The sequence below is a fragment of the Candidatus Accumulibacter aalborgensis genome (assembly GCF_900089955.1).
In the GTDB taxonomy this organism is placed as follows: Bacteria; Pseudomonadota; Gammaproteobacteria; order Burkholderiales; family Rhodocyclaceae; genus Accumulibacter; species Accumulibacter aalborgensis.
The window spans coordinates 21434-44627 of sequence record NZ_FLQX01000156.1; the positions used below are offsets into that span (position 1 = coordinate 21434).

The 23194-nt window shown below is 63.0% G+C and carries 19 protein-coding genes and 1 pseudogene; 13 read left to right on the plus strand and 7 right to left on the minus strand.

Annotated elements, in window-relative coordinates; genetic code table 11:
- The first annotated feature begins 24 nt into the window (after positions 1 to 24).
- The 3 genes from ACCAA_RS19880 to ACCAA_RS19890 all read left to right on the plus strand — a co-directional run bounded on the left by ACCAA_RS19880 (position 25) and on the right by ACCAA_RS19890 (position 4726).
- Complete coding sequence (locus ACCAA_RS19880) at positions 25 to 1263, plus strand: HD-GYP domain-containing protein (protein ID WP_186408985.1); 1239 nt, start codon at positions 25 to 27, stop codon at positions 1261 to 1263.
- A 25-nt stretch (positions 1264 to 1288) separates the two neighbouring features.
- Positions 1289 to 2083 carry an N-formylglutamate amidohydrolase gene (locus ACCAA_RS19885; protein WP_186408986.1) on the plus strand — a complete coding sequence of 265 codons (795 nt, stop codon included), beginning with the start codon at positions 1289 to 1291 and terminating at the stop codon, positions 2081 to 2083.
- A 63-nt stretch (positions 2084 to 2146) separates the two neighbouring features.
- On the plus strand, positions 2147 to 4726 hold the full coding sequence (locus ACCAA_RS19890) for a glycogen/starch/alpha-glucan phosphorylase (protein ID WP_186408987.1): 2580 nt from the start codon (positions 2147 to 2149) through the stop codon (positions 4724 to 4726).
- Positions 4727 to 4810: 84 nt separating this feature from the next.
- Here the strand turns inward: ACCAA_RS19890 and ACCAA_RS19895 are convergent, their stop codons facing one another.
- Both ACCAA_RS19895 and glgA read right to left on the minus strand, forming a co-directional pair.
- The gene (locus ACCAA_RS19895) at positions 4811 to 6772 is read right to left on the minus strand and encodes an alpha-1,4-glucan--maltose-1-phosphate maltosyltransferase (RefSeq protein WP_245754698.1); all 1962 of its coding nucleotides are present in this window, start codon (positions 6770 to 6772) and stop codon (positions 4811 to 4813) included.
- Positions 6769 to 7986: a glycogen synthase gene (gene glgA / locus ACCAA_RS19900; RefSeq protein ID WP_186408988.1), complete on the minus strand. Its 1218-nt coding sequence runs from the start codon at positions 7984 to 7986 to the stop codon at positions 6769 to 6771. Before glgA ends, ACCAA_RS19895 begins: the two co-directional genes overlap by 4 nt.
- Before the next feature lie 245 nt (positions 7987 to 8231).
- Between glgA and tsaB the strand changes: the two genes are divergently transcribed.
- From tsaB to ACCAA_RS19930, 6 genes are all read left to right on the plus strand, one after another.
- Positions 8232 to 8909 (plus strand): tRNA (adenosine(37)-N6)-threonylcarbamoyltransferase complex dimerization subunit type 1 TsaB, encoded by a 678-nt coding sequence (tsaB, locus tag ACCAA_RS19905; RefSeq protein WP_186408989.1) that lies wholly within the window; start codon positions 8232 to 8234, stop codon positions 8907 to 8909.
- Positions 8906 to 9382: a ribosomal protein S18-alanine N-acetyltransferase gene (rimI, locus tag ACCAA_RS19910; RefSeq protein ID WP_245754699.1), complete on the plus strand. Its 477-nt coding sequence runs from the start codon at positions 8906 to 8908 to the stop codon at positions 9380 to 9382. Before tsaB ends, rimI begins: the two co-directional genes overlap by 4 nt.
- A gap of 204 nt (positions 9383 to 9586) precedes the next feature.
- Positions 9587 to 10411 carry a uracil-DNA glycosylase gene (locus ACCAA_RS19915; RefSeq protein ID WP_186408990.1) on the plus strand — a complete coding sequence of 275 codons (825 nt, stop codon included), beginning with the start codon at positions 9587 to 9589 and terminating at the stop codon, positions 10409 to 10411.
- An 83-nt stretch (positions 10412 to 10494) separates the two neighbouring features.
- A complete protein-coding gene (locus ACCAA_RS19920) occupies positions 10495 to 11172 on the plus strand; it encodes a LemA family protein (RefSeq protein ID WP_186408991.1) in 678 nt (225 codons plus the stop codon).
- A 6-nt stretch (positions 11173 to 11178) separates the two neighbouring features.
- A complete protein-coding gene (locus tag ACCAA_RS19925; protein ID WP_186408992.1) occupies positions 11179 to 12060 on the plus strand; it encodes a TPM domain-containing protein in 882 nt (293 codons plus the stop codon).
- Between the two features lie 5 nt (positions 12061 to 12065).
- The gene (locus tag ACCAA_RS19930; protein WP_186408993.1) at positions 12066 to 12572 is read left to right on the plus strand and encodes a TPM domain-containing protein; all 507 of its coding nucleotides are present in this window, start codon (positions 12066 to 12068) and stop codon (positions 12570 to 12572) included.
- Here the strand turns inward: ACCAA_RS19930 and ACCAA_RS19935 are convergent.
- Both ACCAA_RS19935 and lplT read right to left on the minus strand, forming a co-directional pair.
- Positions 12569 to 13092 (minus strand): annotated as a pseudogene (locus tag ACCAA_RS19935) (Lrp/AsnC family transcriptional regulator). The gene ACCAA_RS19930 and the pseudogene ACCAA_RS19935 sit on opposite strands and share 4 nt — an antisense overlap.
- A 16-nt stretch (positions 13093 to 13108) precedes the next feature.
- Positions 13109 to 14371 carry a lysophospholipid transporter LplT gene (gene lplT / locus ACCAA_RS19940; RefSeq protein ID WP_186408994.1) on the minus strand — a complete coding sequence of 421 codons (1263 nt, stop codon included), beginning with the start codon at positions 14369 to 14371 and terminating at the stop codon, positions 13109 to 13111.
- Positions 14372 to 14552: 181 nt separating this feature from the next.
- On the opposite strand from lplT, the gene ACCAA_RS19945 reads away from it, so the two are divergent.
- The 4 genes from ACCAA_RS19945 to ACCAA_RS19960 all read left to right on the plus strand — a co-directional run bounded on the left by ACCAA_RS19945 (position 14553) and on the right by ACCAA_RS19960 (position 20255).
- On the plus strand, positions 14553 to 15455 hold the full coding sequence (locus tag ACCAA_RS19945) for a LysR family transcriptional regulator (protein WP_186408995.1): 903 nt from the start codon (positions 14553 to 14555) through the stop codon (positions 15453 to 15455).
- On the plus strand, positions 15455 to 16582 hold the full coding sequence (alr, locus tag ACCAA_RS19950; protein ID WP_186408996.1) for an alanine racemase: 1128 nt from the start codon (positions 15455 to 15457) through the stop codon (positions 16580 to 16582). The genes ACCAA_RS19945 and alr overlap by 1 nt, the downstream gene beginning before the upstream one ends.
- 2 nt (positions 16583 to 16584) lie before the next feature.
- Positions 16585 to 17961 carry a DNA repair protein RadA gene (gene radA / locus ACCAA_RS19955; RefSeq protein WP_186408997.1) on the plus strand — a complete coding sequence of 459 codons (1377 nt, stop codon included), beginning with the start codon at positions 16585 to 16587 and terminating at the stop codon, positions 17959 to 17961.
- A 74-nt stretch (positions 17962 to 18035) separates the two neighbouring features.
- The gene (locus ACCAA_RS19960) at positions 18036 to 20255 is read left to right on the plus strand and encodes an EAL domain-containing protein (RefSeq protein ID WP_186408998.1); all 2220 of its coding nucleotides are present in this window, start codon (positions 18036 to 18038) and stop codon (positions 20253 to 20255) included.
- On the opposite strand, the gene ACCAA_RS19965 is transcribed toward ACCAA_RS19960, so the two are convergent.
- Genes ACCAA_RS19965 through ACCAA_RS19975 form a run of 3 tightly spaced genes read right to left on the minus strand, consistent with a single transcriptional unit; the run spans position 20194 to position 22887 of the window.
- Positions 20194 to 21558, minus strand: coding sequence for a GGDEF domain-containing protein (locus ACCAA_RS19965; protein ID WP_186408999.1), 1365 nt, complete (start codon positions 21556 to 21558; stop codon positions 20194 to 20196). The two genes, ACCAA_RS19960 and ACCAA_RS19965, sit on opposite strands and share 62 nt — an antisense overlap.
- 31 nt (positions 21559 to 21589) lie before the next feature.
- Positions 21590 to 22474 carry an ABC transporter substrate-binding protein gene (locus ACCAA_RS19970; RefSeq protein ID WP_245754700.1) on the minus strand — a complete coding sequence of 295 codons (885 nt, stop codon included), beginning with the start codon at positions 22472 to 22474 and terminating at the stop codon, positions 21590 to 21592.
- A 23-nt stretch (positions 22475 to 22497) separates the two neighbouring features.
- The gene (locus tag ACCAA_RS19975; protein ID WP_186409000.1) at positions 22498 to 22887 is read right to left on the minus strand and encodes a hypothetical protein; all 390 of its coding nucleotides are present in this window, start codon (positions 22885 to 22887) and stop codon (positions 22498 to 22500) included.
- Between the last annotated feature and the right edge of the window lie 307 nt (positions 22888 to 23194).

The following is a 23194-nucleotide window of genomic DNA, read 5'->3' on the forward strand; positions in this document are numbered from 1 at the left end:
GGCTTCGCTATTGGTTTGCGCTCGATGACTCTGAGAATCGACCTGAAGAGCGCCATTCTGGCGCTGTCCGACGCTCTCGACCTGGTCGGGGTGAATGACTTTCAGCACGGCAAGCGCGTCGCGATGATCGCGCGCGAGACGGCGCTGGTGCTGGGCCTGTCGGAAAGTCGGCTGAACCGGCTGGTTTGCGGCTGCCTGTTGCACGATCTCGGCGTATCGTCCACCGCGGTGCAACGGCGCTTGCTGCGCGACACCGAGTGGGGCGACCGGCACGTCCACTGCGAGACCGGATATCGACTACTACAGCCCTTCGTCCACCTGTCGCTGGTGGCCAAGGCCATCCGCTATCACCATACGCCGTGGGTGGACCTGCCCGCCGGTCTGGACGAGGTCGACGCGCTGGACAGCAACCTGATCCTGCTCGGCGACCGGGTGGACGCCATGCTTCTTCTACGTGGCCTGGAAAACCCGCTGTTCCACCGGGACGGGGTCGTCGAAGAGATCGCTACGCTGGCCGGCCGCGAACTGTGCCCGGACGCGGTTCAGGCTTTCCTCGCCGCCGCCGCGCGAGAAGCGTTCTGGATTGCCCTGGCTCCGCGCCATGTGCACCGCTATCTGATGGACCTGGCGCTAGACGACTGGCGGGTGGTGATCGACTTCCCGCAGTTTGGCGATGTGGCGCGCCTGATTTCGACCATCGTCGACGCCAAGAGCCACTTTACGGCGGCCCACTCGCTGGGTGTCGCGCAGCTCGCCCGCTACCTGGGAGAACGGGTGGGACTGACTGGCGATGCGCTGGCCGAAGTCGAGGTCGCCGGTCTGATGCACGACGTGGGCAAGCTCTGCGTACCGGACGAAATCATCGACAAGCGCGCCCAACTGACCCCCCTGGAATTCTCGGTGATGGAGCGACACAGTTTTGAAACCTACCAGATCCTGCGCCATATTCCGGGCCTCGAGCAGGTCGCCGAGTGGGCCGCTTTTCATCATGAGGCACTCAACGGCTGTGGTTACCCCTTTCGCCGCAACGGCGATTGTCTCTCGCGCGAGGCGCGCCTGGTCGCCGTGGCGGATGTTTTCCAGGCCCTGGCGCAGGAGCGCCCCTACCGCGGTGCGCAACCCCTTGAAAAGATCGAGCGCGTCCTGGGCGATTTCGTCGCCCGGGGCGTGCTCGATGGCGAACTCGTCGCCTTGGCCTGCGAGAATCTGGATGGCAGTTGGTTGGCCGCGACCCAGCCGCTGACCGACATTCCTTGCCGGTAAGCAGCAGGTGCGAACCATTGAGAGCATGAGCGATGGACATGTTGCTGAGCGTGGCGATCCGGCGAGCGCCGGCCTGGTCATCACCTGCGAGCACGGCGGCAACCGGATTCCCCCGCTGTATCACGAGCTGTTCGCTTCCTGTCGGGAACTGCTCGACAGCCACCGCGGTTACGATCCGGGTGCGCTGATCATGGCCAGAGATCTGGCCCGCGCATTCGCCGCGCCACTGGTCACCTCCACGGTCAGCCGTCTGCTGGTTGATCTGAATCGATCGGTCGGCCATCCGCGCCTCCATTCCGAGGCGTCCCGCCAGGTGCCGGCCGAGCCACGGGAGCGGATCCTGACGCGCTACTACCAGCCTTATCGGGCGCAAGCCGAGCGCCTGGTTGGTCAGGCAATAGCCGAGCATGGACTGGCCATCCACGTCTCGTCGCACAGCTTTACACCCGAGCTGGACGGAAAGGTACGCCACGCCGACATCGGCCTGCTCTATGACCCGGGTCGCCCGGGCGAGGTCCTTCTCTGCGAGCGCTGGCAGGCATCGCTCAGGGCTTGTGGTCCTGGACTGACCGTTCGTCGCAATTACCCGTACGCCGGCAAAGGCGACGGCCTGACGGCCTCGTTTCGCCAGCGCCTGCCACCCAGCGCCTACATCGGCGTCGAACTCGAGGTCAACCAGAAGCATGTCGCCAGCGGAGGACGACATTGGCGCTGCATGCGCCGCTTGATCGTCGAGTCCTTGCGTCGCGCGCTCGCCGATCCGCGTCACGCCCAGGGGTGCGAACTGGCGCACAATGCTTTAGACTCGCCGCTGGCGTGAATCGCCGGTCGGCGATTGACGATTGCTCACTCACCAGGGTCAGGGAATGGAGGAAGTATTGAAATGAACGATCAACACAGAGACGCCTGCAGCGCGTCGCCGCCGAAGGATTCGCTGCCGCTCGTCGGGCAGGAGGACCGGCGCACCGGGCTTAGCGTGGACGCTCTGAAGCGCGCCGTGCTCGACAAGCTGGTCTATTCGCAGGCCCGCTTTCCGGCGGTTGCCACGCGGCGTGACTGCTTCCAGGCGCTTGCGCAGGCCGTGCGTGACCGCCTGCTGCAACGCTGGGTACAAACTGCCCGCACCTATCGGGAACAGGGCAGCCGTACCGTCTGCTACATGTCTGCCGAATTTCTGATCGGGCCGCAACTGGGCAACAACCTGATCAACCTCGGCATTCATGACAACGCCCGGCAGGCGCTGCAAGAACTTGGGCTCGACCTGGACGTTCTGCTCGATCAGGAGGAGGAGCCTGGGCTGGGCAACGGTGGGCTTGGGCGACTGGCGGCCTGTTATCTCGATTCGCTGGCGACGCTCGAGATTCCCGCCATTGGCTATGGCATCCGTTATGAGTTCGGTATCTTCACGCAGGCCATTCGGGACGGTTGCCAAGTCGAACTGACCGACAAGTGGTTACGTTCGGGAAGCCCGTGGCTGATCCACCGTCCGAACATCGCTTTTGACATCAAGCTCGGCGGCCATACCGAACGTCAGTACGACGTTCGCGGCAGTCGTCGTCTGCGTGTGCAGTGGGTGCCAAGCAAGCTGGTGCGCGGAACCGCCTGGGACATGCCTGTTCTCGGCTACGGCGTGAACACGCCGAACCGGCTCAGACTGTGGAGCGCAGAGGCACCCGAGGAATTCGACTTTGCCGCGTTCAACGCCGGCAACTACGATGAGGCAGTCAATGCACAGATCTCGTCGGAGACGATCACCAAGGTTCTGTACCCCAACGATGAAACCGAAGCCGGCCAGATACTGCGGCTCGAACAGCAATACTTCTTCGTTTCCTGCTCGCTGCAGGACATGATTCGTCTGCAACTGCAGCGCGAGCCGAATCTCGATCGCTTCAACGAGAAATTCGTCGTCCAGCTCAACGATACGCATCCGTCGATCGCTGTCGCGGAACTGATGCGCTTGTTGGTCGACGAGTTCGCCATGGAGTGGGACCCCGCCTGGGCGATCACCAGCAGGACCTTTGCCTACACCAACCACACGCTGTTGCCCGAGGCGCTCGAGAAGTGGCGGCTGCCGCTGTTCCAGCGCGTTCTGCCGCGCCATTTCGAGATCATCTGCGAGATCAACGAGCGTTTTCTCGACGACGTGCGAATTCACTTTCCGGGCGACGATGCGCGGCTGCGGAGGATGTCTCTGATCGATGAGGACGGGCCACGCTACGTGCGCATGGCGCACCTGGCGGTCGCCGGCAGCTTCGCGGTCAACGGTGTTGCTGCCCTGCACACCGAACTCCTCAAGTCGGACGTCCTCAAGGACTTCCACGAGATGTGGCCGGAGAAGTTCAGCAACAAGACCAACGGCGTGACGCCGCGCCGCTTCGTTCTGCTGGCCAATCCGGCGATGTCGAAGCTGATCACCGAGACCATTGGCAGCGGCTGGCCGACGGACATGGAACGGCTGCGCGAACTCGAGCCGCATGCCGACGATGCCGGTTTCCGCGAGGCGTGGCGCGGCATCAAGACGCACAACAAGAACAACCTGGTGCACGAGATCAAGCGCGTTGCCCACGTGGACGTCGATCCGGCATCAATGTTCGATGTCCAGGTCAAGCGTATCCACGAGTACAAGCGACAGCACTTGAACCTGCTGCATGTCGTTTCGCTGTACAAGCGTCTGAAGGACAACCCGAACCTCGCGGTGGCACCCCGTACGGTGATCTTCGGTGGCAAGGCAGCACCGGGTTACTTCATGGCCAAGCTGATGATCAGACTGGTCATCGCGGTCGCCGATGTGATTGCTCGCGATCCGGCAATGCGCGGCAAGTTGCAGGTTGTCTTCTTCCCGAACTACAACGTCAAGAACGCGCACCTGATTTTCCCGGGTTCCGATCTGTCCGAGCAGATCTCGCTGGCCGGCAAGGAGGCGTCAGGCACCGGCAACATGAAATTCCAGATGAACGGTGCGCTGACCATCGGTACGCTCGATGGCGCCAATGTCGAGATTCGCGAGCAGGTCGGCGATGACAACTTCTTCCTCTTCGGGATGAACACGCCCGAAGTCAAGGAACTGCGCAACCGGGGCTACCGCCCACGCACGTACTACGAAACCAACCCGCACCTGCGTGAGGTGATCGACCTGATCGCTTCCGGCTTTTTCACCAAGGGCGACCGCGAAGTTTTCCGGCCTCTGATCGAGCACCTGCTCGATCACGACGAGTACATGCTGATGGCCGACTTCCAGTCGTACATCGATTGTCAGGCCAGGGTGTCCGAGGCCTACCTGGACCCCGAACGCTGGTCGCGGATGTCGGTTCTCAACGTCGCGCGCTCAGGGTTTTTCTCATCCGACCGGGCCATCCGGGAATACTGCGACGAGATCTGGAAGGTTAAGCCGGTACGCATCGAGCTGACCGAACTGTCGGCCGATGATATGAAGTTCACACGCGCCACTGCAGGAGTGCGTTGAGCTAGGGCAGGGGACGAGTCGAGTCCCCTGCCACTAACTCCTGGCCCCGGCCGTGCGCCGGGGCTGGCCTGAACCGCCGCCTTTCTACCAGCGGCGGATCTTGATGATATGGGCCATCTTGGTGGTCGGACTGAGTTCGATGTAGACCGATGAGCCGCTCCAGCGGTAGCGCTCGTCGGAGAGCAGGTCGTCCGCCTGGTACTGTTCGTCCTCGGCGATGCCGAAGGTGGCGAGCGGTATGTGCAGGTTCGCATACTGTTTGTGGAAGGGGTCGAGGTTGACCACGCAAACAATGATGTCCGACAGATCATCGGTCATCTTGGCATAGGCGATCATCTGCGGGTTATCCACAGCCAGGAAACGGACATGGTTATAGGTCTGCAGAGCCGGTGAGTCATGGCGGATCTGATTGATGCGGGTAATGATGTGCGTGATGTTGCCGGCTGCCTTCCAGTTGCGCACCCTGATCTCGTACTTCTCCGAGTCCAGGTACTCTTCCTTGCCCGGAAGGGCCGCGTTTTCGCACAGCTCGTAGCCGCTGTAGATGCCGTAGACACTGGATAAGGTCGCGGCCAGAACGGCCCGTACGATGAACGCCGGCCGGCCGCCGTACTGCAGGATCGGCGGCAGAATGTCCGGCGTATTGGCGAAGAAGTTGCCGGTGAAGTACTCCTTCATCTCGCCGCTGGTCAACTCGCTGACATACTCGGTGAGTTCCTCCTTCTCGTTGCGCCAGGTGAAGTAGGTGTAGGACTGGGCGAATCCGACTTTAGCCAGCAGTCGCATCATTTTCGGCCTGGTAAACGCCTCGGCCAGGAAAATGACTTCCGGGTGCCGCCGGTGCACTTCGCCGATCACCCATTCCCAGAATGGCACCGGCTTGGTGTGCGGATTGTCGACGCGGAAAGTAGTGACGCCCTTGTCAACCCAGAACAGGAAGATCTTGAGCATTTCCTGCCACAGTCCGGCGCGGTCGCTGGTCCCGAAGTTGAGCGGGTAGACGTCCTGATACTTCTTGGGCGGGTTTTCGGCGTACTTGATCGATCCGTCCGGACGATGGAAAAACCAGTCTGGATGCTCGGCGACGTACGGATGCTCCGGTGAGCAGTTCATCACATAATCGAGCGCGATCTCGATCCTCAGATCACGACAAGTGGCGACAAACTGATCCCAGTCGTCCCAGGTGCCAAGCTGGGGCTCGAGCGCCATGTGACCGCCATGTTCGTTGCCAATCGCCCACGGACTGCCGACGTCGCCGGGTACGGCGACCAGGCTGTTGTTCTTGCCCTTGCGGAAGCTGTGCCCGATGGGGTGAATCGGCGGCAGATAGACGACGTCGAAGCCCATCGCCTTGACCTCGCGCAGGCGGCGGATGCTGTCCTGCAGAGTGCCATGCCGGTACGGCATGGTACCTTGCGAACGCGGAAAGAACTCGTACCAGGCGGCAAAACGCGTGATTGGCCGATTGACCAGAATCGCCAGCGGGGGCGCCAGTTCGTAGCCCTCGCTGCGATCGGGACAACTGGCCATCGATCTGCGCATCACGCTGCCGATCCCCAGATCGATGGCGCCTTGCTGTTCACCGGCAGCGAGCGCACTTTCGATGGCGGTGATGATGCCGTTGATGCGCGCGCGCTCCGCCCCTGGCGCCAATGCAGCCGACGTTTTCAGGATCACCAGCCCCTCGAGCAGTTCGCTGTTCAGGTTGGCACCGGGAACGTTCTTTTTGGTGATCTCGTCCACCCACGACAGATAACGCTCGGCGTACGCTTCGATGGTGTACTCCCAGCGACCGATCGCGGCGACCGTGAACTCGCCGTGCCAACGGTCGTTGTCGCCCTGGGTCATCGGGCTTTCGTGCCACCTTTTCTCGCCGACCTTGCGCACCTTGAGTACCGCAGCCAGTTTGTCGTGACCTTCCTTGTAGATGTCGGCGCTGACCACGACTCTCTCGCCGACGACGCGCTTGATCGGAAAACGGCCGCCGTCGACCTGCGGCTCGACCGCTTCGATGATCACTCGCGGGTAGTCCTGGGGAATCATCATGCTCCTCCTCCTAGCAGCGACTGGTAGAGCTTCTTCGTCTGCTGTGCGATGCTCTCCCAACTGAAGACGTCGCGCGCGCGTTGGCGGCCGGCAGCGGCCATCGAATCGGCGAGTGCAGGGTCGTCGAGAACCTTGTTGATCGCCGAGGCCAGATCGCGCGAAAAGGCGTCCGGGTTCATGGGCTCGAAGGGCGCCACCTGCTGCTGCTCCAGCGGCACCAGGTAACCGGTGACGCCATCGACGACGACTTCCTTGATGCCACCGACGGCACTCGCGACGACGGCCGTCTGGCAGGCCATGGCTTCCAGGTTGATGATCCCGAAAGGCTCGTAGATCGACGGACAGCAGAAGACCGTCGCATGCGAATAGAGCTGGATTGCTTCTTCCTTGGTGACCATCTCCTGAATCCAGATCAGGTTGTTGAATCCCGCCTGGAGAACGTCGTTGACCCCGGCGGTCATTTCGGCGAGGACCTCCTTGGTATCGGGCGCGCCGGCGCAAAGGACGATCTGCGCGTCCGGTTTGATGTACTTCACCGCGTTAACCAGGTGCACGATGCCCTTCTGACGCGTGATCCGGCCGACGAAGAGAACGATCGGCTTGCCCGGATCGACGCCGTATTTTTCCAGCGCGGTCGTCTCGCTCGTCGGTTGGTACTGGTCGACGTTGATCCCGTTGTAGATCACGGTGACCTTGGCCGGGTCAATGTCGAAATGTTCGAGGATGTCGTTCCTGGTTTCCTCCGAAACGGCGACCACCGCATCGGCCATGTCGAGACACTGTCGCTCGATCCACGACGACATGTCGTAGCCGCCACCGAGTTGTTCGCGCTTCCACGGACGCAATGGCTCTAGCGAGTGCACGGTCTGCACCAGAGGGACGCCGTACAAGGCCTTCGCCAGGATGCCGCCGAGGTGAGCATACCAGGTGTGCACATGCACGATGTCGGCATCGACCTGCTCGGTCAAGGTCGCCAAGTTGCCCTCGAAGGCATCCAGCGCACCACTGAGGCGCTTGTCCACGTGTTTGAAACTGCCCGTGCCAAACGGGTAGCCCTTGACCCGGACACCCTCGACAACGGTGTCCTGGTCGCCAAAGCAGCGGACTTCGACATGCATCAGTTTGGCGAGTTCGCCAGCCAGATACTCGACGTGAACACCGGCTCCGCCGTAGACGTAGGGAGGATATTCTCGCGTGAATAGCAGTACTTTCATCGAGGCACTTTCTAAGCTGTAGTTGTGAGGTTAAACGCGCTTTGCCGCGTTTTCCGAAGGCCCTGTCATTGTAGCGGGAAAGGCGCTGGCCGGCCAATCCGAGCCGGCTACGGCACTTCATTCTCCAGGTCCTGCCGTCGGGAACACTCGCACGCAAATCGCGCAGCGGGCGCGCTGCCGAACACTGGCCGCTGCGCCCAAGGCAGCAGGCGACGGCGGCGGGAAGGACGGGTAAAATAGAGCCCATGAATCTACTGGCCATCGAGACGTCGACCGAACTTGGCAGCATTGCCGTCTGGCGCGAAGGCGAGTTGCTGAGCCGGGTTTGCCCGGCGACGCTGGCGCATTCGGAAACGCTGCTGCCGCTGATCAGCGCGACCCTGCGCGAAGCCGGCCTTGGCTTTGCCGACCTGCACGGGATCGCTTTCGCTGCCGGTCCCGGCTCGTTCACCGGTCTGCGCGTCGCCTGTGGTGTCGCGCAGGGTCTGGCCTTTGCCCTCGATCTGCCGGTCATACCCGTCGGCACGCTCGATGCCATGGCGCTGGCCAGCGGCAGCGAGCGGGTGATCGTCATGCTCGATGCGCGCATGGGCGAGGTCTATTACGGCCTGTTTTCCCAGGGCTTACCCTTGGCCCCGGTGGTCGTCTGTCAACCGTCGGCAGTGCCCATTCCCGACTCGCCCGGCTGGCACGCTTGCGGTAACGGGCTGGTCGCCTATCCCGCTCTGCGTCAGCGCTTAGCGGCCTGTGTTCACCTCTGGCAGCCCGAACTGGTGCCGGACGCCGGCGCCGTCGCCCGTCTCGCCGCACCACGTCTGGCGCGCGGCGAAGGCGTCGATGCAGCCGATGCGACACCGCTGTATGTGCGCAACAAGGTGGCGCTGACCGTTGCCGAGCGACTGGCCAGGGGCGGCAAGGCGTGAGCGCCGTTCTGGCCCCGCGAGCGACGATGCTGGCGATGAGCCCGTGCGATATCGACGACATACTGGCCATTGAAGCGCGCGTTCACCCGTTTCCCTGGACGCGCGGCAATTTTGTCGATTCCATGGCTGCCGGGTACGGCGTCTGGGGATCCCGTATCGATGGCCAACTGGTCGGCTACTGCGTGCTCATGCTGGCGGTGGATGAAGCTCACCTGCTCAACATCGGCGTGGCCGAGAGGCGTCAGGGGATGGGGTTTGGTGCCAGCCTGCTCGACCATGCCATGCTCGCGGCGCGTCGGGCGGGGGCCAGCAGCCTGTTGCTGGAGGTGCGGCCGTCCAACGAGAAAGCGCTGGCCCTCTATCGGAATTTCGGCTTTCAGCAAATTGGCGTGCGCCGAGCTTACTATGCCGCCGAGCCGGGGCGTGAGGATGCGCTGGTGCTGCAGCTTGCTCTGGCCGAGGTGCCGGAATGATCACCCGAACGCTCATGACTTCTCAAGACACCTCCCGATCATGAAAGTCATGACCGTTTCCCTCCCTTGCAGGGCGCACTCCGGCTTGCACGCCGGAATTGCTCAATGGGCGCGGAGCATGCTCCGCGAATTCCCCGTCTCGCCCCCCGACCCCTCTCCCGCGCGCGGGAGAGGGGAGATTCGTGAGTCGTTGGCGCGACTTTCATGGTAAAGCCGCCCGGTCCACGCCTGCAGCGTGGGCAACTGTTGCACGAAATGGGACTCTCGCCACAATGGCAACTGCGACCGCGGCCGTCAGTCGGATCGCCCGTGCCTGAGCTTCGCCCGGAAGCCGCGGCTACGCTTCGTCCGCTGATCGCCACGGTCGCCGCTGCGCCCGCAGAAAGCGTCTTCGTTGCGCCGCCAGCCGATCGTGCGGCAGAGATCAATGGCCTGAACTGGGAAGAGTTGCGCCGCAGTGTTGCCGCCTGTCGTGCGTGTGGGCTGTGCGCTGAGCGGCGGCAGGCCGTGCTGGGCGTGGGCGATGTGTTCGCCGACTGGCTCTTCATCGGTGAGGGGCCGGGAGCAGAGGAGGATGCGCGCGGTGAGCCTTTTGTCGGTTCGGCCGGCAAACTGCTCGATGCGATGCTGGCGGCGATCGATCTGCGCCGTGGCGAGAATGTCTACATCGCCAATGCCGTCAAGTGCCGTCCGCCCGGCAATCGAACGCCGGAGGCCGGCGAGATGGCCACTTGCGCGCCCTATCTGAGGCGCCAGATCGCGCTCATCCAGCCACGGGTGATCGTTCTGCTGGGCCGTGCGGCGGCGCTTTCCGTACTCGGTGAGAGCGGCTCGCTGGCCAGTCTGCGTGGACAGCCCCTCGCGTATGCTGGCCCCGAGAGCGCTGGCAGCGCCATACCGGTGGTCGTCACCTACCATCCGGCCTACCTGCTGCGCACCTTGCCAGACAAGGCAAAGGCCTGGGAAGACCTGTGCCGGGCGCGGAGCCTGATGCGCGCCACGAAGGCCTCGGCCGTGCAGCAGACGTGAGAACGGCTTGCGCGCCAGCGAGAAATCGCCGAAAGTTGTCATCTGCTATCCTCCCGTCGTGATGGCCCATCAAGGAAAATGTCATGCGTTTGCAAATACTGAGGCTCCTGAGGCTCCTGACGCTCGGCGTCGTGCTTGCCGGCCTGCTCTCCGGCTGCGGCTACAACACCTTTCAGACTGGCGACGAAGCGATCAAGTCGGCGTGGTCCGAGGTGCTCAACCAGTACCAGCGGCGAGCTGACCTGGTACCGAATCTGGTCGGCACGGTCAAGGGCTACGCCAGCCACGAAAAGGACGTTCTGACGCAAGTCACCCAGGCCCGCGCGCAGGTGGGTGCCATCCAGGCGACGCCCGAGCTGGTCAATGATCCCGCCGCTTTTGCCAAATTCCAGCAAGCGCAGGCCGGCCTGTCGAGCGCTCTGTCGCGTTTGCTGGTGGTGACTGAAAACTACCCGCAACTGAAGGCCGACGCTGGTTTCCGCGACCTGCAGGCGCAGCTCGAAGGGACCGAGAACCGGATCACCGTTGCCCGCAATCGCTACATCAAGGCGGTCGAGATCTATAACGTCTCGGTGCGCAGTTTCCCCAACAATCTCACGGCGATGATCTTCGGTTACACCGTCAAACCGAATTTCAGTGTCGACAATGAAAAAGCGATCTCGACGGCACCGAAGGTCGATTTCGCGGCGCCAGCGCCGGCAACCCCCCCCGCAGCCAGGCCGGCACCCGCCGGCCCCGGTTCGCCGGCAGCCAGTTACTAGGCAACCGTGCCGCGCCTTCCTGCCCGGCTGGCCGCCTGGCTGCTGAGCCTGCTCCTGCTGCTCGGCGCAGGTTTTGCCTACAGTGATGATCTGCTACCCGTGCCACGGCTGGTGGCGCGAGTCACTGACCTGACGACAACGCTGACCAGCGAGCAGCGCGGGCTGCTCGATGCCAAGCTGGCCGCCTTCGAGCGCGAGAAGGGCGCGCAGATCGTCGTCCTGATCGTCGCGACGGTCAAGCCCCAGGCCATCGAGCAATACGCGCTGCGCGTCGTCGAGGCCTGGCAGCCGGGCCGGCGTGGAATCGACGATGGCGCGCTGCTGCTGGTTGCCAAGGAGGACCGGAAATTGCGCATCGAGGTGGGCTACGGGCTCGAGGGCGCGCTCAACGACGCGACGGCAAAACGAATCATCAGCGAGACGATCAGTCCCCATTTCAAGCAGGGCGACTTTTTCGGCGGCATCGACGCCGGCGTCGACGCGATGATCAGGGTGATCGGTGGCGAGCCGCTACCGGCGCCGAGCGCGGCATCGCTGCCCGGCGCCGCCGCTGCCGATAGCCACCTCGAGACGCTGCTGTTCGTTGCTTTCATCTTGGTGTTCGTCGTTGGCGGCGTGTTGCGGGCCATCTTCGGGCGCTTTCTGGCTGCCGGCATCGTCGGCGTCGCCGCTGGCGTGATCGCCGCGATGCTGATCTCGTCGGTACTGGTCGCGGCGGCGGTCGGTTTTGCCGGCTTCATCGCGTCCATCTTGTTTGGCGCGCTCGGTGGCGCTGGCTGGACGTCGGGCGGCATCTCGTGGGGAGGTGGCGGTGGGGGCGGCGGCTCGCAGGGCTTTTCGGGAGGCGGTGGCGGTTTTGGCGGCGGTGGAGCTTCGGGAGACTGGTGATGGGCATGGATCTGAAACGACTGCTTCGCCATCTGGTCCTTCCCCACTGGTGGGTTCGGCGCGTTTTTTCGCCGGCCCTCCTGCGCCAGATAGAACAAGCGGTCGCCATGTCGGAGGCGGTGCATCGTGGCGAGTTGCGCGTGGTGGCCGAAGGCAACCTGCCGCTGCCTGCGTTGTGGCGTGCACAGTCGCCGCGTGCGCGGGCAATCGAGCTTTTTTCGTACTTGCGCGTTTGGGACACCGCCGAGAACAGCGGCGTGCTGATCTATCTGCAGTTGATCGACCGGCGAGTCGAGATTGTCGCTGATCGAGGAATCGACGCCAGGGTTGGCCGGGAATTCTGGGATGGCGTCTGTCGGCAGATGGAGATGGCTTTCCGATCCGGCGATTTCGAGAGCGGCACGCTGGTCGCCTTGGCCACGATTACCGAAGCGCTGCGCTTGCACTTCCCGGTGGGCGGTGAAAATGCCAACGAGTTGAACGAGTTGGCCGATGCGCCCCTGCTGCTCTAGCCTTCGGCATAGCGGATGCGCTTGCTCGACTTGCTTGGCTGAGTCAGGTGTTCAAGCGGCAGGACATGGGTCTGCTTGACCGTCTGCAGGGCGATGCTGGTCTTGATGCGCGCGACTCCGGGCAGGAAAAGCAGGCGTTTCATCATCAGTTCGGAAAAAGCCGCCAGATCGGGAACGGTAATCCGCAGCATGTAATCGGCGTCGCCACTAACCGAGAAACAGTCCATCACTTCCGGCATCGCGGCGACAGCTTGTTCAAACGCTTCGCTGGCGGTCTCGCTGTGACGTTCCAGGATGACCTGGGCGAAAGCGGTGACCCCCAGAGGCCGACCGCCGAGGGGGCGAGCATGGCGACGTAGCCGGCGATGACGCCATCTTCTTCGAGGCGCTGGATACGGCGGCTGATCTGCGATGCCGACAGGCGGATCTGTTCGCCCAGCGTCGCATTGGTCGCGTTGCCCTTGCGCTGTAGTGCGTCGAGCAGGGCGAGATCGTAACGGTCGATGGTGATTTTGGACATGATTGCGCTGCGTTGCTCAGTGGCAGTTGTCGTCGAGGTGGATCACGTCATCGCGCAGGCGCTGATTGGCTTCGTGGCGCAATTTCACGAGGTACATCGTGCCGCTGACGAAAAGCCCGAACAGGGTGACCACCACGTAGATCGACAGGTCGGCCCTGAGCATCAGATAGTACAGGCCGGTCATGGCCAGGATCGACAGGTTCTCGTTGAAGTTCTGCACGGCGATCGAATGCCCGGCACCCATCAGGATGTGGCCGCGGTGCTGCAGCAAGGCGTTCATCGGCACCACGAAGAAGCCGGACAGCGCGCCGATCAGGATCAGCAGGGGGACCGCCAGCCACAGGTGCTGGACGAAGTTCATGACCAGAACGATGACCCCCATGGCGATGCCGAGCGGGATGACCCGTAAGGACTTGCGCAAGGTGATCATTCTTGCCGCGCCAACGGCGCCCAGCGCAACGCCGACGGCGACGACGCCCTGCAGCATGCTCGACTTCGACAGATCGAGCTGCAGCGCCACCTCTGCCCACTTGATGACGATGAACTGCAGGGTGGCGCCGGCGCCCCAGAACAGCGTCGTCACGGCCAGCGAAACCTGGCCCAGGCGGTCGCGCCAGAGCAGCATCAGGCAGTGATTGAATTCGCGCAGCAGATACCAGGGGTTCTTGTGCAGGACCCGGTGATCGACGCCGGTGTCGGGAATATAGAGATTGAACAGCGCCGCCAGCAAGTAGAAAGTGGCCACGAAACACAGTGCCATTTCGCCGATCGTATCGACCCCGGTGTCGATCAGCGGAAAGTCGAAGGCGAGCAGTGGGTTGGCGATTTCGGGTCGGATCAGCGTACCGCCGACGACGACGCCGAGAATGATTGCGGCAACCGTCAACCCTTCGATCCAGCCATTGGCGACGACCAACAGACGGTGCGGCAGGTACTCGGTAAGGATGCCATACTTGGCCGGCGAATAGGCGGCCGCACCGAGGCCGACGACGCCATAGGCGAGCAAGGGGTGCACGTCCCAGTACATCATCGCGCAGCCGATGACCTTGATCGCGTTGCTGATGAACATCACTCGCCACTTGGGCATCGAGTCGGCAAAGGCACCCACGAAAGAAGCGAGAACGACATACGAGACGGTGAAAAAGGTCTTCAGCAGCGGTTCGTATGCGCTCGGCGCGTGCATCTCACGCAGGATCGAGATGGCCACGATCAGCAAGACATTGTCGGCGAGCGCAGAAAAGAACTGCGCCGCCATGATCAGGTAGAAACCAAGGGGCATGGGTGCTTTAAAGTATTCTGAATGCGTTTGTATTTGCTCGCTTGGGCTTATACCATGAAAGGAAGCAACTTGTTAACGCGCTAGCCCGCGTGGAATTGGCAGCCAGCCGCACAGTGCTGGTCGGCGTGTCTGTTTTGTGATTCAATTCGCTAATATAAGGCAGAAAAATGGGAGAACATTGATGGCTGATCGTCGTCTACAGGTGTTTCACGCTGTCGCCACGCACCTGTCTTTTACCAAGGCGGGCGAGGCGCTACACATGACCCAGCCGGCGGTCACCTTTCAGATCAAGCAGCTCGAGGAACGCTTCAATGCCCGCCTTTTCGACCGTGGTGGCGGTCGCATCTCGCTGACCCCGGCCGGAGAACTGGTCCTCAACTATGCTGAGAGAATTCTCGGGCTGTCCGCCGACCTCGACATCCGCGTCGCCGAGATGACCGGGCAGATGAGCGGCAGTCTACTCGTCGGGGCGAGCAAGACGATCGCCGAGTTCATGCTGCCACCGATTCTCGGTGAGTTCAACGTGCGTTATCCACAGGTCAGGGCGCGCCTGACCGTTGCCAACTCGGAAGCCATCAGCAATGCCATCGCTGCGCACACGCTGGACATTGGCCTGGTTGAAGCGCATGCAAGTCAGCCAAGCCTGCAGTGCGATGTCTGTGGCGATGATGAGCTGCAGGTCATCTGCACACCGAATCATCCCTTGGCGAAGCGCACCGAAGTCGACGCACGCAGCCTGCTGGAGCACGACTTCATCGCTCGCGAACCGGGTTCCGGGACGCGCGAAGTCACCGAAGACTATTTGCGCGCCTGTGGCGTCGAGCCCAATAGGCTGAAGACCCTGATGGATCTGTCGAGTCCGGAGGCCTTGAAGGGCGTGGTCGCGACGGGACTGGGCTTCTCGATCGCCTCACGCGCGAGTTTCGAGAAGGAGCGGCAACTCGGCAGTCTGGTCGCCATTCCGCTACGACCGCGCCTCAAGCGCACGCTGTCGCTGATCTATCAGAAGGAACGCTTCCGCTCCAAGGTGGTGCTCACCTTTGTCGAATTCGCGCGGAGTAAACTGCGCGAGCTGTCCGCCTGATGCCGCGCCCCATTTCTGCGCGCATCGATCTCGCAGCGCTACGCCACAATTATCTGGTGGCCAGGAAGTATGCCCACCGCGATGCCACCCGTGCTAGCGCCTCCGCGGCCGGCGGCGCGAAGGCATGGGCTGTGGTCAAGGCGAATGCCTATGGCCATGGCCTGCTGCGCGCTGCGTCGGCGCTCGCCGAGGTCGCCGACGGCTTCGCGCTGCTCGACCTGGAGGAGGCGGTCAAGCTGCGCGAGGCCGGCGTTCACCAGCCAATCCTGTTGCTTGAGGGTTTCTTCGAGGTGGCCGATCTGGCGCACTGTGCCGAGCACCGTCTGACCCTGGTCATCCATTGCCTGGAGCAACTGCAGATGCTGCGGCAGGCTTCCCTGCCGGTGCGCCTGCCGATCTACCTGAAGCTCAACAGCGGCATGAATCGCCTTGGTCTGACGCCCAGCCAGTTGCCGGCCGTCAGGCGCGAACTGGCAGCGTCACCAGCGGTCGGTGCGGTGACGCTGATGACGCACTTTGCCGAGGCCGACGGGGACGGCGGCGAACGCTGTATCGCCGGGCAAGTCGAGCGTTTCGCGCGGATGATTGCCGACTGGCCGGAGGCGTCGACCCTTCCGGTCTCGCTGGCCAACTCGGCCGCCATCCTGCGCTACCCGCAGACCGCGCATGACTGGGTGCGGCCCGGAATCATGCTCTACGGCGGCAGCCCGTTTGCCGATCAGGCTGCCGCGAGCTTTGACCTCAAGCCGGTGATGACGCTGCAGAGTCGAATTCTGGCGCTACAGGAAATCGGCGTCGGCGAGCGGGTCGGTTACGGTGCCACCTTTGTCGCCCACCGGCCGACGCGCGTTGGCGTGGTCGCCTGTGGTTATGCCGATGGTTATCCGCGCCACGCACCGAGCGGCACGCCGATTGTCGTTGCCGGCCGGCGGACGCAAACGCTCGGTCGCGTCTCGATGGACATGCTGGCCTGCGACCTGACCGATCTACCGACGGCTGGCGTGGGCAGTCCGGTTGTACTCTGGGGCGAGGGGCTGCCGGCCGATGAAGTGGCGGCTGCTGCCGAGACCATCAGCTACGAGCTGTTCTGCGCCCTGGCGCAGCGCGTGCCGGTGATCGCGGCGTGAGCATGGCCCGCGTTGACAACCCTAGGAAGACGGTTTTTTCCTGTAGCGAGTGCGGTGCGAGTGCCGCCAAGTGGCAGGGACAGTGCCCCGGCTGTGGGGTGTGGAATACCCTTGTCGAGACGGTTGCCGAACCTACGGGCGGTAGCCAGAAGCGTTTCGCCGCCCTGGCTGGTACCAGCTCGATACAGACGCTGTGTGAAATCGAAGCCCGTGACGAGGACCGCCTGCCCACCGGCATCGCCGAGTTCGATCGGGCCCTGGGCGGTGGGTTGGTCAGCGGCGCTGTCGTACTGATCGGTGGCGACCCCGGAATCGGCAAGAGTACGCTGTTGCTGCAGGCGCTGTCGGCGATGTGCATGGTGCGCGAAGTGCTCTATGTCAGCGGCGAAGAGTCCGGCCAGCAGATCGCCATGCGCGCCCGGCGACTGTCGCTGGAAACAAGACGACTCCGCTTTCTAGCCGAGATCAATCTCGAAAAGATCCTCACCATCCTGCAGTCCGCACGGCCGCAGGTGGCGGTGATCGATTCGATCCAGACCTTGTGGTCGGAGCAGCTCAACTCGGCGCCAGGGTCGGTTGCGCAGGTGCGTGAGTGCGCAGCGCAGCTCACCCGGCTGGCCAAGCAGACCGGAATCACGGTGATCCTGGTCGGCCACGTGACCAAGGAAGGTGCGCTGGCCGGACCGCGCGTTCTCGAACACATCGTGGACACGGTGCTCTATTTCGAGGGCGACACGCACTCGAGTTTCCGCCTGATCCGTGCGGTCAAGAACCGCTACGGCGCGGTCAACGAAATCGGCGTCTTTGCGATGACCGACAAGGGACTGAAGGGAGTCAGCAACCCGTCGGCGATCTTCCTTTCGCAGCACGGCAGCGATGTTGCCGGCTCCTGCGTGCTGGTCACCCAGGAGGGTACGCGACCGCTGCTGGTCGAGATCCAGGCCCTGGTCGACCAGGCGCACGGCAACCCGCGACGGCTGACCGTCGGCCTCGATGCGCAGCGCCTGGCGATGCTCCTGGCGGTGCTGCATCGCCACGCCGGGATCGTCTGCTTCGATCAGGACGTTTTCGTGAATGCGGTCGGCGGCGTCAAGATCGTCGAGCCGGCGGCTGATCTGGCGGTCTTGCTGGCGATCGTGTCGTCACTGAAGAACCGCTCCTTACCCGCGAAACTGATCGTCTTTGGTGAAGTGGGCCTGGCTGGCGAGGTGCGCCCGGCGCCACGCGGCCAGGAGCGTCTCAAGGAGGCCGCCAAGCTGGGTTTTACCCGCGCCATTATTCCCGAAGCGAACCAGCCCAGGCAGGCCATTGCCGGCATCGAAGTGATCCCGGTACGGCGGGTTGAAGAAGCCGTCGAAGCACTGCGTGGGCTTGAGTGAGTCTCCTTGGGGTAGAATCATCGCGGGAATGCTTTTTGCACTGCTCGCCAGCAACGCGTTAGAAAACGGAATTCATGGGCCCGATCAAGCGCATCAAATATTCCGAGCAGATCAAGGTTGGCAAGGATCTGGCCCATCTGAACCGGGCGCTGGAAGCCAAGGTTGCGGCACGGACTGTGGAGCTGGCCAAGGCGAACGCGGACCTGCTGGGCCGCGAGGCCCTGCTCAAGCAGATCCTTGATACGTCCAGCGTGGCGATCTTTGTGGTCGACCTGAACGGGCGCATCACGCAGGCCAACCGGCGGATGACCGAGATGTTCGGCTGCCCGCTCGGTGATCTGCTCGGCAAGCCATACCTCACGCTCGTTCCCCCGTCGGTTCGCGAGATCAGCCAACAGAGGATGCTGGCCCTGCTGGCTGGCTCAGTTCCCTCGGTTGAGGTCGATCGCCTTTACTGGCGCGCTGATCAGACCGAGTTCTGGGGCCACCTGGCGGGCCGGCGCTTCTATCACGCCGACGGAACGGAAGGCGGCCTGGTCGGTGTGATCGCGGACATCAGCCTGCTCAAGGAGCACCAGCGTCAGCTCGAACGTATTGCCCACTACGACGCTCTGACCAACCTCCCCAACCGCGTGCTGCTCGCCGACCGTCTGCACCAGGCGATGACTCTGGCCCAGCGGCGCGGGCACCTGCTGGTGGCGGTAGCCTATCTCGACCTCGATGGCTTCAAGGCGGTCAACGACCAGCACGGGCACGAAGTCGGCGACCAGTTGCTGATGACTGCGGCCACCCGCATGAAGCAGTCTCTGCGCGAAGGCGATACACTCGCCCGCCTGGGCGGAGATGAGTTCGGCGCCGTGCTGATCGAGATCGAAGACAGAGCCAGCAGTGTACCGATGCTCGGCCGCCTGCTTGCCGCGGTAGCGCAGCCGGTTCAGGTGGGTGATCTGCTGCTCCAGGTCTCGGCCAGTCTCGGCGTGACCTTCTACCCACAGGCTGAAGACCTCGATGCCGACCAACTGCTGCGTCAGGCCGACCAGGCCATGTATCAGGCCAAACTGGCCGGCAAGAACCGCTACCACATGTTCGATGCCGACCAGGACATAAGCATACGTTGTCGCCACGAGAGCGCGCAGGACATCCGACGGGCGCTGAGCAAAAACGAGTTCGTGCTCTACTACCAGCCGAAGGTCAACATGCGCACCGGGCAGGTCATCGGCGCGGAGGCTCTGATCCGCTGGCAACACCCGGACAAGGGTCTGCTGCCGCCAGACGCATTCCTGCCGGTGATCGAAGATCAGCCGCTGGCCGTCGAACTCGGCGAGTGGGTAATCGACACGGCGCTGATCCAGATGGTCGACTGGCGTCCAGCCGGGCTGGACATCCCGGTCAGCGTGAACGTCGGCGCCCGCCAGTTACAGCAGGCTGACTTTGTCGAACGGCTACGCAGCGTGCTGGCAGCGCATAGGCGCGTCCGGCCGGGCGACCTTGAACTGGAGGTCCTTGAAACCAGCGCGCTGGAAGACCTGGAGCACGTCTCCAGGGTCATCGAGTCGTGCCGGGAGCTTGGCGTCAGGTTTGCCCTTGACGACTTCGGTACCGGCTATTCCTCGCTCACCTACCTGAAGCGCTTGTCGGTAACGCAGCTCAAGATCGACCAGAGCTTCGTGCGCGACATGCTTGACGACCCGGACGACCTGGCCATACTGGACGGCGTGCTGGGGCTGGCTACTGCCTTCCGTCGCCAGCCCATCGCCGAAGGCGTGGAGACCGTCGAACATGGCGAGATGCTTCTGCAACTCGGCTGCGAGGTGGCGCAGGGCTACGGAATCGCCCGCCCGATGCCGGGTGGCGAACTGCCCGGCTGGGCTGCTGCCTGGCGACCAGATCCGGCCTGGGTGGGTCGGTCTCCGGTCAACCGCGACGACTTTCCCCTGCTTTTTTGCAGTGTCGAGCACCGTGCCTGGATCCTCGCCATCGCCAGCCACCTCAGAGGCGAGCGTGAAGTTCCGCGAATGGATCGTCACCATTGCCGCTTCGGCGCCTGGCTCGTTGCCGAGGGCCACAGTCGCCATGGTGCGCAGCCAGCGTTCGCGAACATTGAATCCTTGCACCGGCAGTTGCATGCACTGGCGGATGAACTGATGGGACTCAATGCTCTCGGTCGGAATTCCGAGGCGCTGGCGCGGGTGCACGAGCTTCATGACTTGCGCGATGCACTGCTGGCACGGATCAAGACTCTGCTGTCGGAGACTCGGCTGCACGAGCTGTTTTCGATGGGTGGACGGTCGTAGCGGGCGGATGAATTCCGACCAAAGGCTGGCCATTGGTCAAAGGTGCGATGACGACCCGGTTGCGTCCCTGCTCCTTGGCCTCGTAAAGTGCGGCGTCGGCCAGCTTGAGAGCCGTATCCAGAGAACACGACGACGCGTCCGCCAAGCCCAGGCTCAGCGTGATCTGCAGGTCGACGCCATCGGTCAGCTCGATCCTGCTTTCGGCGGCGCGCTGGCGCAGGCGCTCGGTCAAGCGGTGCGCTTCCTTGAGGGCTGTTTCCGGAAAGACGAAGGCGAATTCCTCGCCACCGTAACGACCAGCCAGGTCCGACTGGCGCAAGGTTTGTCCGACTAATGCGGACGTCGACTGCAGCACGCGGTCACCGACGGCGTGTCCATAGCCGTCGTTGATTTTCTTGAAAAAATCGAGGTCGGCCATGGCGACGCAAATCGGTCGGCCATAGCGCTGAGCGCGTTTGATTTCCTCCTCGGCCAGGGCCATGAAATGCCTTCGGTTGAACATTCCGGTCAAGTCATCGGTAGTGGCCAGGAGCGCCAGTTGCTGTCGCGCCTTCTCGTTCTCCTGCATGACTTCCCGCAATTGCCCGATGGCTCCCTCGACCGCTCTGATCTCGAGCATCGACGCCGGTTTGATCGGCGCAGCCGGATTCCCGGAGCGCAACGCAGCCAGCGTCTCGTCCATCGCTTGCAAGGGGCGGATCAGGTGCCTATGGACCAGGAAGACGAAGCCGCTGACAAAAACGGCAAGCAGAGCGAGCACGACCGCGAGCTTCATCCGACTGTTGCGCATGGTTGCCGACACTGCGCGCAAATCGTCGGTCGCCAGGTCGACGCCCTCGATCGACACATCATCGGCCAACAAGCTCAAGCGACTCGACAGCCGCGCCCATTCGCCGAAACGCTCCTCGGTCATGCCGTCGCGGGCGGCGCGCGCGAGAAAACGCTCTACCTCAGGGGCCAGGCTGGCGGCTCGTGTATCGGCCAGCAGCGCAGGATGGCTGGCCAGCAGGCTGACGACGAACAAGGCTTGCTGGCGGTCGACCGGCGTCCTGCCCGAAAAAACGCGCTCTCCCTCCAGGCGGAGTTGTTCGATGTTACGCGCCAGGCGAAAGTGGTCCAGCGTCTGCGGGACGGTTTCGTCGAGCAGACGCTGAGACCTGTCGAGCACCAGACGCTGGTCATCGGCCAGCCAGAACAGGAGGACCAGAAGAATGCACCCGAACACGCCGCCAATGAACGTGAAGGCCTTGCCGGCAGGCCAGCCGCGTCCAGCCCAGCGCGTGAACAGGGAGGGCTGGCTCATCTTCGCTAGAGCGGCTCTGGCGTGTGTGCCATTACTGTAAGCGGAAAGGAAGGTGTTCGCTGTTCAGGCGGTCGAATCGGCCATCCCGCTTGATTCTGTCGAACGCCTTGTTGATCTCGTCGCGCAGTTCAGGGTTTTGCGGATCGATGCCGAAACAGACGTCGCCGCTCAGTCCGGGGTATGGCATGAGGGTAGTCATCAGGTTCAGCGACTGGAGCGATCGTTGCTGGCGCAAGGTCAGGGCGGTAGCCATGGGAATCAGCGCCGCGTCGGCCTTTCCCTCAGCCAGCAGGGCGGTCAGCTCAAAGTGATCCTGCGCCGCAGCGACCTTCCAGCCCCTCGCCTGGGCGTAGCGGAATTGTGCGCTACCGGCGACTGCCGCGACGCGGACCGAAGCGGCGCCCGGCTCGACGCCCGCTTTGGCAAACCAGACACTGCTCGAACGGTAGTAAGGTTTCGACAACAGTATTCTGGCCCGACGTTCCGGCGTGTCGAGCAAGCTCACCGCTGCGAAATCGAATTCACCCGCCGCCAGGTCATCGACCACCTGCTCAAGAGAGACCACCGTCAAGTCGCAGCGCTGGGCCATCGCCTCGCACAAGGCGTGTGCCACGCCAACATTGAATCCGGCAGGCTTGCCCCCAGCATCCGTGTAGGACATTGGCGGCGAATTGGTCAGCACGGCGACCCGCAGGGCGCGCTCCGCCGCCTGGACTGGAATGCAGATCCCGAGCACCAGCAGCAGCCACAAGAACGGTTGACTTTCTGGGCGAGCCACGCTGTCGCACTCCATGGGTCTTGGCAGTGCGAAGTCTAACATTTCACCACCGTCGTGTAGGACAAAAGCCCGGAACAGCCTCAAGCGGTGAGCGAGCACCAGCGCCGTCCAGATCGTCGCGCTGTCGCTCGGTTTCATGGCCCTGCTGCTGTTGACCGTACTCAGCCACGACGGCTGGTCTGTCTGTCGGTGACCGCATCGAGTTCGTCGTCGGCGGCGCGATCAGGATGTGGGTGGTGGGTCTCCGCAAGGTCAACCGGGATGCCATGCGGGCGAATTTCCTTGTCCTGACGCCGCCGCGGGTGCTCGATGGCTACCCGGCAAGCTGGATCACGAGCTTCTACTTTTCCCCGGAGAAGGCGGATTTCTTCAATCGCTTGGTTGGCCAGTGTCCCGACCTGACCGTCATCGACATTGCGGCCGTCCTGCGTCAGTTGCAACGAGCGTAGCCCGGATGGAATGAATTGGAATTTCGGGAAGTAGCGCATTTCAAACCGCCTTACGGCCCCGGACTCCACATTTACTGCATCCGGATTACGGCCGCTGTCCATCCGCTCCGGGCGACAAACGGGACCTTGAGGTTAACCTCTTGCCCTGTGACCTCGGCCTTTAGGAACGGTCGCGGGATGGCTTGCAGTTCGGCTACGTCCGCTTTGCGGAAACAGCGATCAACGCGTACTATCGGCCAGTGGACGGTGAAGAAGTCTGCCGAAAGCAGTCATTGAAGAGATCTGGGTGTATGCTATCGTCCTACCTTACGGAGTGCTGCTTTTCGCGGAAATTTAGTACCATGTAGAGGCCTTGATCATCATTCCGGCCACCCCCGCTACGCCGCCATCGGCATCAGATAGGGCTGCT

Bases quoted from the DNA above. Each gene is read 5' to 3' on its own strand.
- ACCAA_RS19880 (WP_186408985.1), top strand. From the start codon at position 25: ATGACTCTGAGAATCGACCTGAAGAGCGCCATTCTGGCGCTGTCCGAC.
- ACCAA_RS19885 (WP_186408986.1), top strand. From the start codon at position 1,289: ATGAGCGATGGACATGTTGCTGAGCGTGGCGATCCGGCGAGCGCCGGC.
- ACCAA_RS19890 (WP_186408987.1), top strand. From the start codon at position 2,147: ATGAACGATCAACACAGAGACGCCTGCAGCGCGTCGCCGCCGAAGGAT.
- ACCAA_RS19895 (WP_245754698.1), bottom strand. From the start codon at position 6,772: ATGATGATTCCCCAGGACTACCCGCGAGTGATCATCGAAGCGGTCGAG.
- glgA (WP_186408988.1), bottom strand. From the start codon at position 7,986: ATGAAAGTACTGCTATTCACGCGAGAATATCCTCCCTACGTCTACGGC.
- tsaB (WP_186408989.1), top strand. From the start codon at position 8,232: ATGAATCTACTGGCCATCGAGACGTCGACCGAACTTGGCAGCATTGCC.
- ACCAA_RS19915 (WP_186408990.1), top strand. From the start codon at position 9,587: ATGGTAAAGCCGCCCGGTCCACGCCTGCAGCGTGGGCAACTGTTGCAC.
- ACCAA_RS19920 (WP_186408991.1), top strand. From the start codon at position 10,495: ATGCGTTTGCAAATACTGAGGCTCCTGAGGCTCCTGACGCTCGGCGTC.
- ACCAA_RS19930 (WP_186408993.1), top strand. From the start codon at position 12,066: ATGGATCTGAAACGACTGCTTCGCCATCTGGTCCTTCCCCACTGGTGG.
- lplT (WP_186408994.1), bottom strand. From the start codon at position 14,371: ATGCCCCTTGGTTTCTACCTGATCATGGCGGCGCAGTTCTTTTCTGCG.
- ACCAA_RS19945 (WP_186408995.1), top strand. From the start codon at position 14,553: ATGGCTGATCGTCGTCTACAGGTGTTTCACGCTGTCGCCACGCACCTG.
- alr (WP_186408996.1), top strand. From the start codon at position 15,455: ATGCCGCGCCCCATTTCTGCGCGCATCGATCTCGCAGCGCTACGCCAC.
- radA (WP_186408997.1), top strand. From the start codon at position 16,585: ATGGCCCGCGTTGACAACCCTAGGAAGACGGTTTTTTCCTGTAGCGAG.
- ACCAA_RS19960 (WP_186408998.1), top strand. From the start codon at position 18,036: ATGGGCCCGATCAAGCGCATCAAATATTCCGAGCAGATCAAGGTTGGC.
- ACCAA_RS19965 (WP_186408999.1), bottom strand. From the start codon at position 21,558: ATGAGCCAGCCCTCCCTGTTCACGCGCTGGGCTGGACGCGGCTGGCCT.
- ACCAA_RS19970 (WP_245754700.1), bottom strand. From the start codon at position 22,474: ATGAAACCGAGCGACAGCGCGACGATCTGGACGGCGCTGGTGCTCGCT.
- ACCAA_RS19975 (WP_186409000.1), bottom strand. From the start codon at position 22,887: ATGGACAGCGGCCGTAATCCGGATGCAGTAAATGTGGAGTCCGGGGCC.